We start from the raw sequence: 13,873 nt of genomic DNA, 5'->3' as shown, positions 1-13,873 counted from the left end.
GACACGCCTTCCTGCGCAAGACCGGGTCGCGGCGGCCGCTCAAATAGTGGGCTCGCCACCCTCGTCGTGTGTGAGACGCCGCAGCAGTTCGCGACCTCGGGTGGTGAGGCGCAGCGTGGGGTCGCCGCCCGCCTCGTCCATTTCGACAAGACGGTAGTGCTGAAGCGCCAGGAAATCGGAATCGAGCGTCTGAATCGGCGCGTCCGCATCACGGATCAGCAGCAAGGTCGCTAGTTCGTGGTGGCTGAGCATCGGGTCTCTCCAGTTGTTGGCCGGAGTCAAGGCGTAAGCGCCGATTCCAGCCACATGCCCGAAAAGCAATCGACCGGACGGCCGTGGGCTTGAGTCTCCCCAGCATAGCGAGTCAATCGTACAGTTTCGCTACAGTCGTGTTTCGCTGTGTTACGCGTCGGTGTCTGAAGCAAGAAAGCGGCGCGCAGCTGCACGATATGCAGTCTGCGCGCCGCCCGCTCGACGCCTTTTCCGCCTTAGTTGATTTCGAGGCGCTTACTGGCGCTTGCGGCCCGCTTCGGTAGCGTCAGCGTCAGCACGCCATCCTTGTATTGCGCGCTCGCCTTTTCATCGTCGATTTCCGCGGCGAGCGTGAACGCGCGGCTCACGCTGCCCGCATAACGCTCGCGACGCACGACGCGCTCGCCTTCCTTCAGTTCGCTGCCGCGCTCGACTTTCGCGGCAATCGAAACGAGATTGCCATCGATTTTCACGTCGATGTCTTTGCGCTCGACGCCGGGCATTTCGGCCTTCACCGTGAAGCCGGCCTCGTCTTCCGTCACGTCGATCCGGATACTGGCCCCCTGCCCCTCCACGCCGCTCGTAGCACGCAACGGCCGGAACAGGCCGTGAAACAGATCGGGCACACCTTCCATCGAAAACGGATCGTAACGCGAGATAGTGCTCATTGATGCCTCCATAGGCCGAACGATTTTCGTGTCGACGCAACGACGATGTTGCATCGGATTCCTGAATTTCCCCGTTAGTTGGCGCAGATGCATGACGCCTCTGCGGCCAACGATGGAGAATCGCCTGCACCGAAGCGCGCCGCTCGCGCGGCGCGGTCGCTGCCGCTTACCGTTCCAACATGAAGGCGCCTTGCGCGTTTGCAAGACCCTTTTTTTGCCGCACGCGAAATTTTTGCATCGCAGCGCGGCGCGTCATTGCATGTGCATGCCGCCGTTGATCGCGATATCGGCGCCGGTGATGAACGCCGCGTCGTCCGAGCAGAGGAACGCCACCAATGCCGCGACCTCGTTCGGCTGGCCGAGACGGCCGACCGGAATCTGCGGGAGGATGCGCGTGTCCAGCACGTCTTTCGGCACGGCTTCCACCATTTGCGTGGCGAGATAGCCCGGCGACACGGTGTTCACCGTCACGCCTTTCTTCGCCACTTCCAGTGCGAGCGCCTTCGTAAAGCCATGCATGCCCGCTTTGGCCGCCGAATAGTTGGTCTGGCCGAAAGCGCCGCGCGAGCCGTTGACCGAGCCGATATTGATGATGCGCCCGAAGCCGCGCGCGATCATGCCGGGCAAGAACGGCTTCGTCACGTTGAAGAGCGCGTCGAGATCGGTGCGCAGCACGGAGTCCCAGTCGCCTTTCGACATCTTCACGAAGCTGCGGTCGCACGTAATGCCCGCGTTGTTGATGAGCACGTCCACCTGGCCGAGATTGTCGAGCGCTTGCTGCGCCGCGCGCTCGCAGGCCTCGCAGTCGGCGACGTTCATCTGGTGGCAACCGAAGTCGCGGCCCGCCGCGCGTTCGGCGGCAAGCCAGGCATCGGCGCGCGTGTTCGCCGCCGAGCACGAGACGGCGACGGTCATCCCCGCGTCGTGCAGGCGCCGGCTGATCGCCTCGCCGAGTCCGCCCATGCCGCCCGTGACGAAAGCAACGCGCTTAGTGGCCATGCTGGCCTCCGCCCGCGCTCGCGCCCTGCGCACGGCCCGCGCCCGCCGGCTTGCCCGGCTGCGCGGCGCCATTGGCGGCGCTGCTCATCGCACGCTCGAAGGCGTTCATCCACTCGCGCATCGGCAGTGCACCCGGCACCCTGGACGCGCTGGCTTGCGCGCCCGCGCAGGCCTCCTGCCACTGCTGCGTGAAGTCGCGCGCACTGTCGGACCACGTGCTCGCGCCCTGCATCGCCGCCGCGACGCCCTCTTGCCAGAGCGTGGTGCTCGCGCCGAGATAGTCGCGCCAGACCGATTGCGTGGCGACCGCGAAATCGGTCCAGTCGCGCGCGGTGCGCAACGATTCGAGCAGGCCTTCGACCGCCTCGCGGTCGCGCGCGATGCGGCGCTGCTCCAGCTTCAACAACTGCTCGCGCCATTGCTGCTGCCCGACGAGCAAGCGCAGCGCGGCCGACGTGTTGGCACGGTACGTGTCGAATGAGGCGCCCATCGCGTTGCCGAGCGAGGCGGCGTCGAATGAGGGATGGGAAGCGGTTGCCATGGTCAATCTCCTCCTTATGTAGCTTTCGCCCGGCGCGGCCGGATGCGTTTGCTGCCAAGGGACCGCGGTGGACCGCGACGGGACGCGGGCTGCGGCGAGCGAAATGAAAGCGCTTCACGCGCGACGATGGGGAACGGGATGCTTCGGAGTGCCGTGTGTTCGCAAGACAGCCGGCTCAAGCCAACATCATAGGCAGTAAGACGGGCTCCCGCGCGACGAATGGGCGATTTGTCGCTTGAGCGACGTCTCATTTCGAGATAGTTGATGCGCAGCGAGTCAAAACCAGGCTTGCTAATGCGGGTATTTCGCGACGGATTGTAAGGGCGGAAACGCTGCCCGGCCGATCGCGCCCTCGCCGCGAACCGGCCGGTGGAACCGGGCGCCCCAGTCAGGCGGCCGGCGCCTCTTCGTCGCGCACCAGCATCACCGGCCGGTCCGCCATGCGCAGGAACGATTCGGCCACGCTGCCGAGCAACAGGCGCTTCATGCCCGACAAGCCGCGCGTGCCCATCACGACGAGGTCCGCGCCGTCCTCGGCGGCGATGCGCGAGATCACCGCGGCGATCTCCTCGCCGCTCGCATCGGCTGCGCGCGTGGAGCCCGGCACCTGAGCCTGGGCGAACACCAGTTTTGCTTCTTCGAGCGCCGCCGTTGCCGCGTCGTTTTCCGCCGAGTGGCGCGCCTGTTCCTCGGCGAAGCCGGAACTCACGTCCACGAGCCGCGCCGGATGCCGCACGACACATAGCGCCTGAACGGCCCCGCCCGTCGCCTTCGCGATCTTCACGGCCTCCTCGAGCGCGCGCCGGCCGCTGCGGCTACCATCGACCGCTACCAGAATCTGCTTGTACATCGTGGACCTCCCGGGCCTTGCCCATGTTGCGCGGCATGCTCGCCGCGCGCCATCTAGATAAAATCGTTGTAGCGCATTTGGGTACGGATGCGCGCCCCGGCCAGTGCGACCCGTTGTCTCTACTGCGTCAGCCTCGTGATCCACTTGACCCGCTCAGCGCATCGTCAACACCGCCGCGCCCGTAAGCCGTCCCTCGCGCAAATCGGCCAGCGCCTCGTTCGCGCGCGCGAGCGGGTACGGCGTGGTCTCGATTTCGAGCTTGTGCCGCGCGGCGATCGCCATGAAGGTCGCACCGTCCTCGCGCGTGAGATTCGCCACCGAGACGATGCGCCGCTCTTCCCACAGCCAGGCGTAAGGAAACGAGGGAATGTCGCTCATGTGAATGCCGCCGCACACGACCGTGCCGCCCTTCGTCAGCGCCCGCAGCGCGGCGGGCACGAGTGCGCCGACCGGCGCGAACAGCAGCGCCGCGTCGAACTCCTCGGGCGCGCGCTCGTCGCTGCCGCCGGCCCACGTTGCACCGAGGCGCCGCGCGAACTGCTGCGCCGCGGCATCGCCCGGACGCGTGAACGCATAGACGGTGCGTCCCTGGTGGCGAGCAACCTGCGCGACGATATGCGCGGCCGCGCCGAAGCCGTAGATGCCGATGCGCCGTGCATCGCCCGCCATCGCGAGCGAGCGATAGCCGATGAGTCCCGCACAGAGGAGCGGCGCGGCCTCGACGTCGCTGTACTGGCGCGGCAGATGGAAGCAATAGCGGGCGTCGGCGACGGTGCGCGTCGCATAGCCACCGTCGATCGTGTAGCCGGTGAAGCCGGGCGCGTCGCAGAGGTTCTCGCGCCCGTCGGCGCAGAAACGGCAATGGCCGCAGGTGTGGCCGAGCCACGGCACGCCCACGCGGTCGCCGGGCGCGAACCCCGTCACGCCTGCCCCGAACGCCGCGACCGTGCCGACGATCTCGTGGCCGGGAATGACGGGCCTTTTCGGGTGTGCGAGATCGCCGTCCACGACGTGCAGGTCAGTGCGGCACACGCCGCACGCGCGCACATCGATCAGCAGTTCGCCCGCGCCCGGCGCCGGGTCGGGTAGATCGGCTTCGCGCAACCGCTGATTCTCGCCGTCGAACAGCATTGCCCGCATCGCCATCCTCCTCGCCAGATCGCGGCAGACGCGCCGCATCGATCACCATAAAACCATGTTATGCAATCGGGCCGCGCGCTGTCGTGCATTGCGCGCTGCGCCGCAGCTACACGCCCGATGCGACTCGCCGCCACAGGACATCCACGCGTGGCGCGCCGCGCGATCGTGGCACCATAAGACGAATCCCACAGGACCACGAGGGCCGCCGCCCGGCCTCGCGCGCGGAGTCCGTCCGCCGTGCGGGCCGCTGGCTCGCGCCACGCGCGCCGCCGCGCCGCGCACGCAGTCCGCCTCGGTCCGCCTTCCGCCGCCGCGCAACCGGAGTCCCGCATGAACGCCACCGACACCCCTGCCTACCCGCCGCTGTCCGACGACCTGCTGCGCCGCATGGACGCCTGGTGGCGCGCCGCCAACTATCTCTCGGTCGGCCAGATCTATCTGCTTGCCAATCCACTGTTGCGCGAGCCGCTGCAACTCGCGCACGTGAAGCCGCGCCTGCTCGGCCACTGGGGCACCACGCCGGGCCTGAACTTCCTCTACACGCACCTGAACCGCATCATCAACGCGCGCGATCTCGACGTGCTGTTTCTCGCGGGGCCGGGCCACGGCGGCCCCGCCGTCGTCGCGAACACCTGGCTCGAAGGCACCTACAGCGAGACTTGGCCGAACGTGCCGCTGGACGTCGAGGGCATGGCCGTGCTCTTCAAGCAGTTCAGTTTTCCGGGCGGCATTCCGAGCCACGTCGCGCCGCAAACACCGGGGTCGATCCACGAAGGCGGCGAACTCGGCTACGCGCTCTCGCACGCCTACGGCGCGGTGTTCGACAACCCGGATCTGGTCGTCGCCTGCGTGGTGGGCGACGGCGAAGCCGAAACGGGGCCACTCGCCACCGCCTGGCACTCGAACAAGTTCCTCAACCCCGCCACCGACGGCGCGGTGCTGCCCATCCTCCATCTGAACGGCTACAAGATCGCGGGGCCGACCGTGCTCGCGCGCATAGGCGACGACGAACTCGCCTCGCTCATGAAGGGCTATGGCCACGAGCCGATCTTCGTGGAAGCCGAGGAGCCCGACGTCGCGCATCGCCTGATGGCCACCGCGTTCGACACGGCGTTCGACGACATCGCGCGCATCCAGAAAACTGCGCGCGAACTCGCGGACGAACACGGCAACCTGCCGCCCGGCTACGTGCGCCCGCGCTGGCCGATGATCGTCATGCGCACGCCCAAGGGCTGGACGGGCCCGAAGAGCGTGGATGGCCAGAAGACCGAAGGCTCGTGGCGCTCGCACCAGGTGCCGCTCGCCAACATTTCGAAGCCGGGGCATCTCGCGCTGCTGGAAAGCTGGATGCGCAGCTACAAGCCCGAGGAACTCTTTGACGCGCAAGGCCGCCTCGTGCCCGACATCGCCGCGCTCGCGCCGCAAGGCGAAAAGCGCATGAGCGCGAACCCGCGTTCGAACGGCGGCGGCCGCGTGCGCGAACTGCGCGTGCCGCCCTTCGAGCACCACGCCGTGGATGTGCCCGCGCCCGGCCAGGTGGACGCCGAAGCCACGCGCGTGATGGGCGCGTTCCTGCGCGAAGTGATGCGCGTAAACGACGCCACACGCAACTTCCGCATCTTCGGGCCCGACGAGACTGCGTCGAACCGCTGGAGCGACGTATTCGACGTGACGTCGCGCACCTGGCTCGCCGAGGTCACGCCCGACGACGTCCAGCTCGCGACCAACGGCCGCGTGATGGAGATCCTCTCCGAGCACACCTGCCAGGGCTGGCTGGAAGGCTATCTGCTCACGGGCCGCCACGGCTTCATGTCGTGCTACGAGGCGTTCATCCACATCATCGACTCGATGTTCAACCAGCACGCGAAGTGGCTGAAGGTGATCCGCGAGATTCCGTGGCGGCGGCCGCTGCCGTCGCTCAACTATCTGCTCACCTCGCACGTATGGCGCCAGGACCATAACGGCTTCAGCCATCAGGACCCGGGCTTCATCGACTATGCGGTGAACAAGAAGTCGGACACCGTGCGCGTGTATCTGCCGCCCGACGCCAATACGCTGCTCGCCGTGACCGACCACGTGCTGCGCACCTGGAACCGCATCAACATCATCGTGGCGGGCAAGCAGCCGCAGGCGCAATGGCTCGACATGGACGCCGCCATTCGCCACTGCGCGGACGGCATCGGCATCTGGCAATGGGCGAGCAACGATGATGGCGGCGAGCCCGACGTGGTCATGGCCTGTGCCGGCGACGTCCCGACCATGGAGACGCTAGCCGCCGTGGACCTGCTGCGCACCTGCCTGCCCGACCTGAAGATCCGCGTGGTGAACGTGGTGGACCTGATGACGCTCGAACCCGCCGACCGCCATCCGCATGGCCTGCCGGACGCCGACTTCAACGCGCTCTTCACGACCGACAAGCCCGTCATCTTCGCGCACCACAGCTATCCTTCGCTGATCCACCGGCTCACGTACCGGCGCGCCAATCACGCGAACATTCACGTGCACGGCTTCATCGAGGAAGGCACGACAACCACGCCGTTCGACATGACGGTGCTCAACCGGCTCGATCGCTACCACCTGTGCGAAGCCGTGATCGACCGCGTGGACGGACTCGCGCAGCGCGCAGCGCACCTGCGCCAGACACTGCACGACAAGCTGGCCGCGCACCGCCGCTACGTGGACGAGTACGGCGACGACATGCCCGAAATCCGCAACTGGCGCTGGCCGGCGGCGCGCGCGGCGCACGGCCCAGGCGAAACGGCTTAGTTGCGCCTTGCGCCGCTCAGGCCGAAGCCGGCTTCCCGCGCCCGAACACGCGTGCGAACGCGGTGACGAACGCGTCGAGCCGGGTCGATTCGAGACAGTCGATGCCCGCCGCGCCTACCCGGCCGTTTCCGCCAGGGAACGCGCGGCAGAGGTCATCCGCGCCGCGCGGTTCCGTGAGCGGCGCGCGCACGCTCACCGCGTAGTTGCCGTCCGCGTTCACGCTCAGCACCGCGTGCGCGCGCGAGGGTTCCTCGTTCGCGAGCACGTTGGCGAACACGCCGCGCACGCGGCGCGCCCACGGCTCGTCGGGCAACACGCAAACGCTGCCGTACTGGAGCGCGATGAGCGGCGCAATGGCCTGGGCCAGTTCGAGATCGTCGTGACGGCAACGGGCGAGCTGTCCGACGATGGGCTCCGAGGCGATGAAATCGAACGGGTCGGCATAGGGCTTCATCGCCGCGTACAGGTCGAGCGGCGCGATCACGAGATCTTCGACGCAGTCGCCGTAAGCGTTGTAGTTGATCGACTCGCCCAGCTCGCGCAGCTGTTCGGCCTGCGCGGCGTCGAGCCCGGCCTGCTGGGCAAGCGCCTGCGCAGTGGCGGGCAGGTTGTCACCCCAGGCCGCCGCGATCGCCCACAGCCGGTATCGGCCGGCGAGATGCCGGTCGACGAGCACGCTCGTGCAGACCTGTGCCGTCGTGTCGATGTGCGCGACGAGATTCCTGTTCACAGGCAGGTCGCCCGCGTGGTGATGGTCGAAATATTCGACCGCGACGTCCTTCGCGAGCAGCGCGGTGAGCGCCTTGCGATTCACGTCGAACGAAATGTCAAGCACCGTGAGCGAATCGCCCGGCTGAGCGGGCACGCGCTCGACGAGTGCGATGTCGCGCTTCGCGCCCGTGATGAGCGTCGCCTCGCGCGGCCTTGCGAGCCGCAGCTGATGCAGCGCGCAGATGCCGTCTGCGTCGCCGTTGAATACGTCGAAATGCGCCATGTCTCCGAGATTCCGTTGGGTTGAGCTTCACAGTATCGCGCAGCCTCGTCGGATTGCACAAAACGTCCAATCCGGCGATGCCATGCAGGCCGTTTCGATCAAGGCCTTGACATGCCGCGCAACGGCCTTCCAGCGCTGGCTCGCGCTATGCTGGTTCCGACGCGGATCGCCCCGTAGCCCTCTATTCCCACGATAGCCACGCCGATGTCCGACACACCGATCTCACACCATGTCCTCAACCGTCAGCGCACGGCGCGCCGCCACCGTCGCCTCGTGGACGCCGCGCTCTCGCGCGCTTCCACGTATGCGCACCCGGCCGGGCGCATCGTGCGCATCGAAACGCATATTTCCGTGGTGTATCTCTGCGGGCGGTACGCGTACAAGACCATGAAGCCCGTCGATTTCGGCTTCGTCAATTTTGTGCGGCTCGATGCCCGACTCCGCTGCTGCGAAGCTGAGATTCGTCTGAACGCGCCCTTCGCGGGACCGATTTATCGCGACACAGGCGAGCTATTTTTTGACGGTCGGCGTTGCCGGCTCAAGCCCAGGCGCGGTGCTCGCGGCAATGTAAAAGTCGTCGACTATGCGGTGCGTATGCGCCGTTTCGACCAGCGCCTGCTGTTTTCGAACCTGCTCGCGCACGGCGAACTGGGCACGGCCGATCTCGATGCGGCCGCAACCAGCCTCGCCGCGAGCCATCGGCATGCGCGCCGGGCCGGACACGGGCCGATGGCGCCCGCGGCGCGCCTTGGCTCGGCAGCCCTGCTGCGCGACCAGGTGCTCGCGGCGCTCGCGCCCCTCGAAGCGGATCCGCGCACAGCGCACGCGTTGGCAAGCGCCGCGTTGCGCGCGACTTGCGAAAGCGAACTCGCACGCCTCGCCCGGCACCTCGACGCACGCCGCGCGAACGGATTCGTGCGCGCCTGCCACGGCGACCTGCATCTCGACAACATCGTGCGGTACGGGCGGCACGCGCTGATGTTCGATTGCATCGAGTTCAGCGACGAACTGCGCTGGATCGACGTGACCTGCGATCTTGCGTTCCTGCTGATGGATCTGCGCGCGCACGGCCACGCGGCCTATGCCCACTGTCTGCTCAATCGCTACCTCGAAGCGACGGGCGATTTCGCGGGGCTCGCCGCGTTGCGGCTTTATATCGTTTATCGCTCGCTGGTGCGGGCATTGGTCGCAATGCTCAAAGCGGGATCGCCCGCGCGCCCCGACGCGCAAGCGAGCGCAGGCGCCGCCTCGCGCTACCTGGCGCTCGCGGCCGGCGAAGCGCGCGCCATGCGCGAGCCCGCGCCCTGGCTCCTGCTCTGCCACGGCTTTTCGGGGTCGGGAAAGTCGGTGGCGAGCCGCGCGCTCGCCGAATTGAGCGGGGCGATCCGCGTGTCGAGCGACCTCGAACGCAAGCGGCTCGAACCCTTCGCGCCGCCCTCGCTCGACGCGCTGCCGGCAAGCGCCTACACGCAAGCCGCGCTCGACGCGCATTACGAACGCCTCGTCGCCCATGTGCGCGACGTGCTGAACGCGGGCTACACGGCGCTAGTCGATGCGACGTTTCTCAAGGCAACGCATCGCGCGCGCTTCGCAGCGCTCGCGCGTGAGCTGAACCGGCCAATGCTGATCCTGAACTTCCACGCGCCGCAAGCGCGGCTCGCCGAGCGTGTGAACGCCCGCGCGCGCGGGCCGCGCGACGCTTCCGACGCCGGCGCCGACGTGCTCGCCGCGCAGGTCGCGCAAGCGGATCCACTCGATGCGCGCGAGCGGCAGCGCACGGTTGATCTCGACACCGACGTGGAAATCGGGGCATTCTCGCGCGAGCCGTGGTGGACGCCGCTGTTCTCACGCATGCGTGCGGAGAGTGGGGAGATTTGAAGCGGCGGCGGACTCATGATCCGCCGCCGCAGCCCTGCTGGCTCAGCGTTCCACGAAAGGCCGCGCGAGCGGCCAGCGCAGCGAGGACGCCACCGGAAAGCGCGGCTTGCGGCCGGCCGGTGCGCGCCATGGCTGCATACGTGCGGCCATGGCCGCGCACAGGGCGATGCCTTCCTCGCCGTGCAAACGCTCCATGGCGTGATGCACGAGACCGGCGTCGAACCACAGCTTGAAGCGGCGATGGCAGGTGCGGAAATCGGGATACTGCTCGGGCAACTTCGACCAGACCGAGCCGGTGGCCAGTACCCAAAGGATGCCCGCGAAAACGTGACGAGGATTGTGCGCCGGGCGCCCGCGACGACGACCGTCAACGCGGATTTCGTGAAACATGGGCGCGATGCTGCGCCACTGCGCATCGGTAAGTTCCGGAGAAATGCGGGAAGACATCTGATGGTCCCTGTAAAGTTATCTGACACAACAGGACTAAAGTAGCCTCACAGAGGACAAGAAAATATCGGACTATGCCTAAAAATCGAGATGAACTCGCCGGTTCCGGGTCGGCACACTAACCAGCGGCCGTGGCCATGGCTGCGCTACACTGCGCCATCCCGGCTTCGATGACGGACTTCCCATGGCGCCTTCATCCCCTTCAAAAGCCCGGCACGGCCGGATTCGCGTCGGCGTGGGCGGCTGGATTTATGCGCCGTGGCGCGGCGCGTTCTATCCCGACGGCCTTGCGCAGCGCCGCGAACTGGAATATGCGAGCCGGCATCTCTCGACGCTCGAAATCAACAGCACGTATTACGGCGCGCAGCGCCCGGAAAGCTTCACGCGCTGGCACGACGAAACCCCCGAAGACTTCGTGTTCTCGCTGAAGGCCCCGCGCTTTGCGATGAATCGCCGTGTGCTGGCCGAAGCCGGGGCCACGATCGAGCGCTTCCTGGGCGGCGGCGTGCTGAACCTGCGCGACAAGCTCGGGCCGATCAACTGGCAGATCACGCCGGGCAAGCGCTTCGATCCCGAGGACTACGCACGATTTCTCGAACTGCTGCCGGGCGAGGCCGAAGGCCGCCCGCTGCGCCACGCGCTCGAAGTGCGCGACGAGAGCTTTTGCACGCCGGAATTCATCGCGCTCGCGCGCAAGCACAAGGCGGCGATCGTCATCAGCGGCGATTCCAGCTACCCGCTGATCGGCGATACGAGCGCGCCGTTCGTCTATGCCCGCATCATGGGAACCGCGCAGGATCACCCGCAGGGCTATGCTCCCGCCGACCTCGACCTCTGGGCGTCGCGCGCGCTCGCCTGGGCGCGCGGCGAAACACCCGACGACCTCGCCACCTACGCGAAGCCGCTCGCCGCGAAGGCCGGCCGGGACGTGTATCTCTACGTCATCAGCGGCTTCAAGGAGCGCAACCCGGCGGCAGCCATGGCGCTGATCGAGCGCCTCGGCGCGAGCTAGCCGCGCACGGCGAGTCTCATCCGACACGTAAAAGACCGTAATGCCGCCGTAATGACTTGGTCAGCAGCGAGTTGATATGGGTCAACATGCAAACTTGCAACGCAGCGAGATACTGAATCGATGCGTTGCGGGCACAGTCGCTCCCGCCGCCCAACCGCACCACGGAGTGTCCTGCCTTTGCAAACCGCAATCGAATTCACCGTCCGCACCGGTGTCCTGCTACTCCTCATCGCGCTCTGCCATGCCGCTGCGCAGCGATTTCGCCTCTCCGATTCGTTCGGCCTGACCAGCGCCGGCGTGCTGCTCGGCGCCGGCTACCTCGCCTTGCTCAACCTCGCGCCCGGCTTCACCGCTTCGAGCGTCGTACCCTTGCTGACGCCTTCGCTTCCGCCCGAGGCTTATCTCTGGATCTTCCTGCCGCCCATCCTCTTCGAAGCGGCATTGCAGGTCGATACGCGCGGTCTTCTCGCCGATCTCGCGCCCATCCTGTTGCTCGCGATCGGCGCGGTGGTGGCCGCGGCGGCAGGCGTCGGCCTCGCCACGTGGATCAGCAGCGGCGAGAGCCTGATCGTGTGCCTGCTGCTCGGCGCCATCGTCAGCACGACGGATCCTTCCACCGTGATCGCGCTCTTTCGCAACAGCGGCGCGCCCGAACGCCTGATCCGGCTGGTCGAGGGCGAGAGCCTGCTCAACGATGCCGCCGCCATCAGCATCTCCACGCTCCTCACCAGCGCGCTGGTGCTCACGCCGCCCGCCGCGCACACGCACAGCTACCCGCTCGCCGCGTTCCTCGTTTCGCTCGTCGGCGGCTGTGCGTTCGGGGCGCTCGCGGGAGCACTTTTCGTCGCGACGTCGAGCGCGCTGCGCAGCCTGCCTTTTTCCGAGTACGCGCTCTCGCTCGCGCTGCCCACGCTGCTCTATCCGGCCGCGGAACACGGGCTTCACGTGTCTGGTGTCGCCGCAGTGGTGTGCGCGGGTCTCGCGGCCAGCCAGCTCATGCGAACACGCCGGGCCGCCGCGAGCCAGGGGCTGTTTCGCCAGCTATGGGCGTACCAGGCTGGCATCGCCTCCGCCGCTGTCTTTCTGCTCGCGTCGGCGCGCGTGCCCGGTCTGGTGCACAAGCTGCATCTGCGCGACGCCCTCCCGCTCGGGCTCGCGCTGCTGGCCGCCACTCTGAGCCGCTTCGGCATCCTCACGATCTTCGTGCCGCTGCTGAGCCGCTTTGGCATCTGCAAGCCGCTGCCGCGCGCGCATCAATGGCTGATCGCATGGGGCGGCGTGCGCGGGCCCGTCACGCTCACGCTCGCGATCTGCGTCGCGCGCAACGACGCGCTCTCGCCCGACACCCGCGCGTTCGCGGCGGCGATGGCCGCTGCCTTCGTGCTGCTGAACCTGCTCTGCAACGGCCTCACGTTGGGGCGTGTGGCGCGATGGCTCGGCATCGCGCCACACACTTCCGGCTAACGCGCGGCGTTTCGCCCCGACCGTGGACGCAGGCAGGCCAGGCCGCGGACGCTACTCGCCGCGCTCGGTGCGCCACAAATAGCCGATCACCGCGCGCGTGACGCGCGCCTCCAGCGCCTGAGCATCAGTTTCGCCGCGCGCGCCCGCCGCGTCGACCATGCCGCGCACGATGGCGATCACGTCGAGCGCGGCGGTCTGCAGGTCGTCGATGGCAGGCGCGTCGGCGAGTCCGAACGCGCCAACGAGCGCCGCGTGGAGGCGCTCGCCCACGCGCGCGTCGCGCTCGTCGAGCGGCAGGCGCCGCTCCTCGAAATCGAGCAGTCGCGCCAGCTCCGGGCGTCGCATCTGATGTGCGACCGCCGCGCGAATCAGCCTGAACAACGCCGCCTCGCAGCTCGACGCCGCAGCGGCGGCCTCGACCTCGGCAAGCAGCGGCGCGCTCTCGCGCTCGATCAAGGCGGCGGTCAGCGCGTCGCGGTTCGGGAAATATTGATAGAGCGAGCCGACGCTCACGCCCGCGCGCGCCGCGATGGCGTTGGTGGTGTAGCCAGCGAGGCCCGCGCTTTCGAGGATGCGGGCAGCGGCTTCGAGTATCGCGTCAACCGTGGCGGCGGAACGGCGCTGCACGGGCCGCTTGCGCGCGTCTAGCGGCGCGGGGCGGCTGCGGGGCGTCTGGGTCATGGCGGGCATTGCGCAGCAGGCATCGAATGTGAGCAATGGCTCGTATTTTATCCGCCCCCGGCGCGCCCGCCGGAAATCGCCTTGAAGTGTTGCATTGAAGCGGCGCGCGTAACGCAACGTGCAGCCCTTACATCTCCACCCGTTGCGTTACGCCGGTCACACGCCGCTGACCTCCCCCCGT

Annotated in this window: 13 protein-coding genes; 4 read left to right on the top strand and 9 right to left on the bottom strand. The window is 67.6% G+C overall.

Annotation, left to right across the window (positions count from 1 at the left end; genetic code table 11):
• Positions 1–39: 39 nt before the first annotated feature.
• The 6 genes from A3CW_RS0110870 to A3CW_RS0110840 all read right to left on the bottom strand — a co-directional run bounded on the left by A3CW_RS0110870 (position 40) and on the right by A3CW_RS0110840 (position 4,450).
• On the bottom strand, positions 40–252 hold the full coding sequence (locus A3CW_RS0110870) for a hypothetical protein (RefSeq protein ID WP_028203588.1): 213 nt from the start codon (positions 250–252) through the stop codon (positions 40–42).
• Positions 253–488: 236 nt separating this feature from the next.
• Positions 489–920 (bottom strand): Hsp20/alpha crystallin family protein, encoded by a 432-nt coding sequence (locus A3CW_RS0110865; protein ID WP_028203587.1) that lies wholly within the window; start codon positions 918–920, stop codon positions 489–491.
• Positions 921–1,172: 252 nt separating this feature from the next.
• Positions 1,173–1,919, bottom strand: a complete 747-nt coding sequence (locus A3CW_RS0110855; protein ID WP_028203586.1) for a beta-ketoacyl-ACP reductase — start codon at positions 1,917–1,919, stop codon at positions 1,173–1,175.
• A complete protein-coding gene (locus A3CW_RS0110850; protein ID WP_028203585.1) occupies positions 1,909–2,460 on the bottom strand; it encodes a hypothetical protein in 552 nt (183 codons plus the stop codon). Before A3CW_RS0110850 ends, A3CW_RS0110855 begins: the two co-directional genes overlap by 11 nt.
• Positions 2,461–2,848: 388 nt before the next feature.
• Positions 2,849–3,310: a universal stress protein gene (locus A3CW_RS0110845; protein WP_028203584.1), complete on the bottom strand. Its 462-nt coding sequence runs from the start codon at positions 3,308–3,310 to the stop codon at positions 2,849–2,851.
• A 153-nt stretch (positions 3,311–3,463) separates the two neighbouring features.
• Positions 3,464–4,450 carry a zinc-dependent alcohol dehydrogenase family protein gene (locus tag A3CW_RS0110840; protein WP_028203583.1) on the bottom strand — a complete coding sequence of 329 codons (987 nt, stop codon included), beginning with the start codon at positions 4,448–4,450 and terminating at the stop codon, positions 3,464–3,466.
• 330 nt (positions 4,451–4,780) lie between these two features.
• Here A3CW_RS0110840 and A3CW_RS45920 point away from each other — a divergent pair, with 330 nt between their 5' ends.
• Positions 4,781–7,216, top strand: a complete 2,436-nt coding sequence (locus A3CW_RS45920) for a phosphoketolase family protein (protein ID WP_035512761.1) — start codon at positions 4,781–4,783, stop codon at positions 7,214–7,216.
• A gap of 16 nt (positions 7,217–7,232) precedes the next feature.
• Here the strand turns inward: A3CW_RS45920 and A3CW_RS0110830 are convergent, their stop codons facing one another.
• Positions 7,233–8,210, bottom strand: coding sequence for a hypothetical protein (locus tag A3CW_RS0110830; RefSeq protein ID WP_028203582.1), 978 nt, complete (start codon positions 8,208–8,210; stop codon positions 7,233–7,235).
• A 204-nt stretch (positions 8,211–8,414) separates the two neighbouring features.
• Between A3CW_RS0110830 and A3CW_RS0110825 the strand changes: the two genes are divergently transcribed.
• Positions 8,415–10,088 carry a bifunctional aminoglycoside phosphotransferase/ATP-binding protein gene (locus A3CW_RS0110825; protein WP_051481377.1) on the top strand — a complete coding sequence of 558 codons (1,674 nt, stop codon included), beginning with the start codon at positions 8,415–8,417 and terminating at the stop codon, positions 10,086–10,088.
• A gap of 42 nt (positions 10,089–10,130) precedes the next feature.
• Here A3CW_RS0110825 and A3CW_RS45915 read toward each other — a convergent pair whose 3' ends face one another.
• Positions 10,131–10,535, bottom strand: coding sequence for a transposase (locus A3CW_RS45915; RefSeq protein WP_051481376.1), 405 nt, complete (start codon positions 10,533–10,535; stop codon positions 10,131–10,133).
• A 184-nt stretch (positions 10,536–10,719) separates the two neighbouring features.
• Here A3CW_RS45915 and A3CW_RS0110815 point away from each other — a divergent pair, with 184 nt between their 5' ends.
• Positions 10,720–11,547 carry a DUF72 domain-containing protein gene (locus A3CW_RS0110815; RefSeq protein WP_051481375.1) on the top strand — a complete coding sequence of 276 codons (828 nt, stop codon included), beginning with the start codon at positions 10,720–10,722 and terminating at the stop codon, positions 11,545–11,547.
• 177 nt (positions 11,548–11,724) lie between these two features.
• A complete protein-coding gene (locus tag A3CW_RS0110810; protein ID WP_028203579.1) occupies positions 11,725–13,011 on the top strand; it encodes a cation:proton antiporter domain-containing protein in 1,287 nt (428 codons plus the stop codon).
• A 51-nt stretch (positions 13,012–13,062) separates the two neighbouring features.
• Here A3CW_RS0110810 and A3CW_RS0110805 read toward each other — a convergent pair whose 3' ends face one another.
• Positions 13,063–13,701: a TetR/AcrR family transcriptional regulator gene (locus A3CW_RS0110805; protein WP_081771600.1), complete on the bottom strand. Its 639-nt coding sequence runs from the start codon at positions 13,699–13,701 to the stop codon at positions 13,063–13,065.
• Positions 13,702–13,873: the final 172 nt, after the last annotated feature.

Source organism: Paraburkholderia nodosa DSM 21604, assembly GCF_000519185.1.
In the GTDB taxonomy this organism is placed as follows: Bacteria; Pseudomonadota; Gammaproteobacteria; order Burkholderiales; family Burkholderiaceae; genus Paraburkholderia; species Paraburkholderia nodosa.
The sequence above is the reverse complement of the archived record's forward strand: the minus strand, read 5'-3'. Positions and strand labels throughout refer to the sequence as shown.

Bases quoted from the DNA above. Each gene is read 5' to 3' on its own strand.
- A3CW_RS0110870 (WP_028203588.1), bottom strand. From the start codon at position 252: ATGCTCAGCCACCACGAACTAGCGACCTTGCTGCTGATCCGTGATGCG.
- A3CW_RS0110865 (WP_028203587.1), bottom strand. From the start codon at position 920: ATGAGCACTATCTCGCGTTACGATCCGTTTTCGATGGAAGGTGTGCCC.
- A3CW_RS0110855 (WP_028203586.1), bottom strand. From the start codon at position 1,919: ATGGCCACTAAGCGCGTTGCTTTCGTCACGGGCGGCATGGGCGGACTC.
- A3CW_RS0110850 (WP_028203585.1), bottom strand. From the start codon at position 2,460: ATGGCAACCGCTTCCCATCCCTCATTCGACGCCGCCTCGCTCGGCAAC.
- A3CW_RS0110845 (WP_028203584.1), bottom strand. From the start codon at position 3,310: ATGTACAAGCAGATTCTGGTAGCGGTCGATGGTAGCCGCAGCGGCCGG.
- A3CW_RS0110840 (WP_028203583.1), bottom strand. From the start codon at position 4,450: ATGCGGGCAATGCTGTTCGACGGCGAGAATCAGCGGTTGCGCGAAGCC.
- A3CW_RS45920 (WP_035512761.1), top strand. From the start codon at position 4,781: ATGAACGCCACCGACACCCCTGCCTACCCGCCGCTGTCCGACGACCTG.
- A3CW_RS0110830 (WP_028203582.1), bottom strand. From the start codon at position 8,210: ATGGCGCATTTCGACGTATTCAACGGCGACGCAGACGGCATCTGCGCG.
- A3CW_RS0110825 (WP_051481377.1), top strand. From the start codon at position 8,415: ATGTCCGACACACCGATCTCACACCATGTCCTCAACCGTCAGCGCACG.
- A3CW_RS45915 (WP_051481376.1), bottom strand. From the start codon at position 10,535: ATGTCTTCCCGCATTTCTCCGGAACTTACCGATGCGCAGTGGCGCAGC.
- A3CW_RS0110815 (WP_051481375.1), top strand. From the start codon at position 10,720: ATGGCGCCTTCATCCCCTTCAAAAGCCCGGCACGGCCGGATTCGCGTC.
- A3CW_RS0110805 (WP_081771600.1), bottom strand. From the start codon at position 13,701: ATGCCCGCCATGACCCAGACGCCCCGCAGCCGCCCCGCGCCGCTAGAC.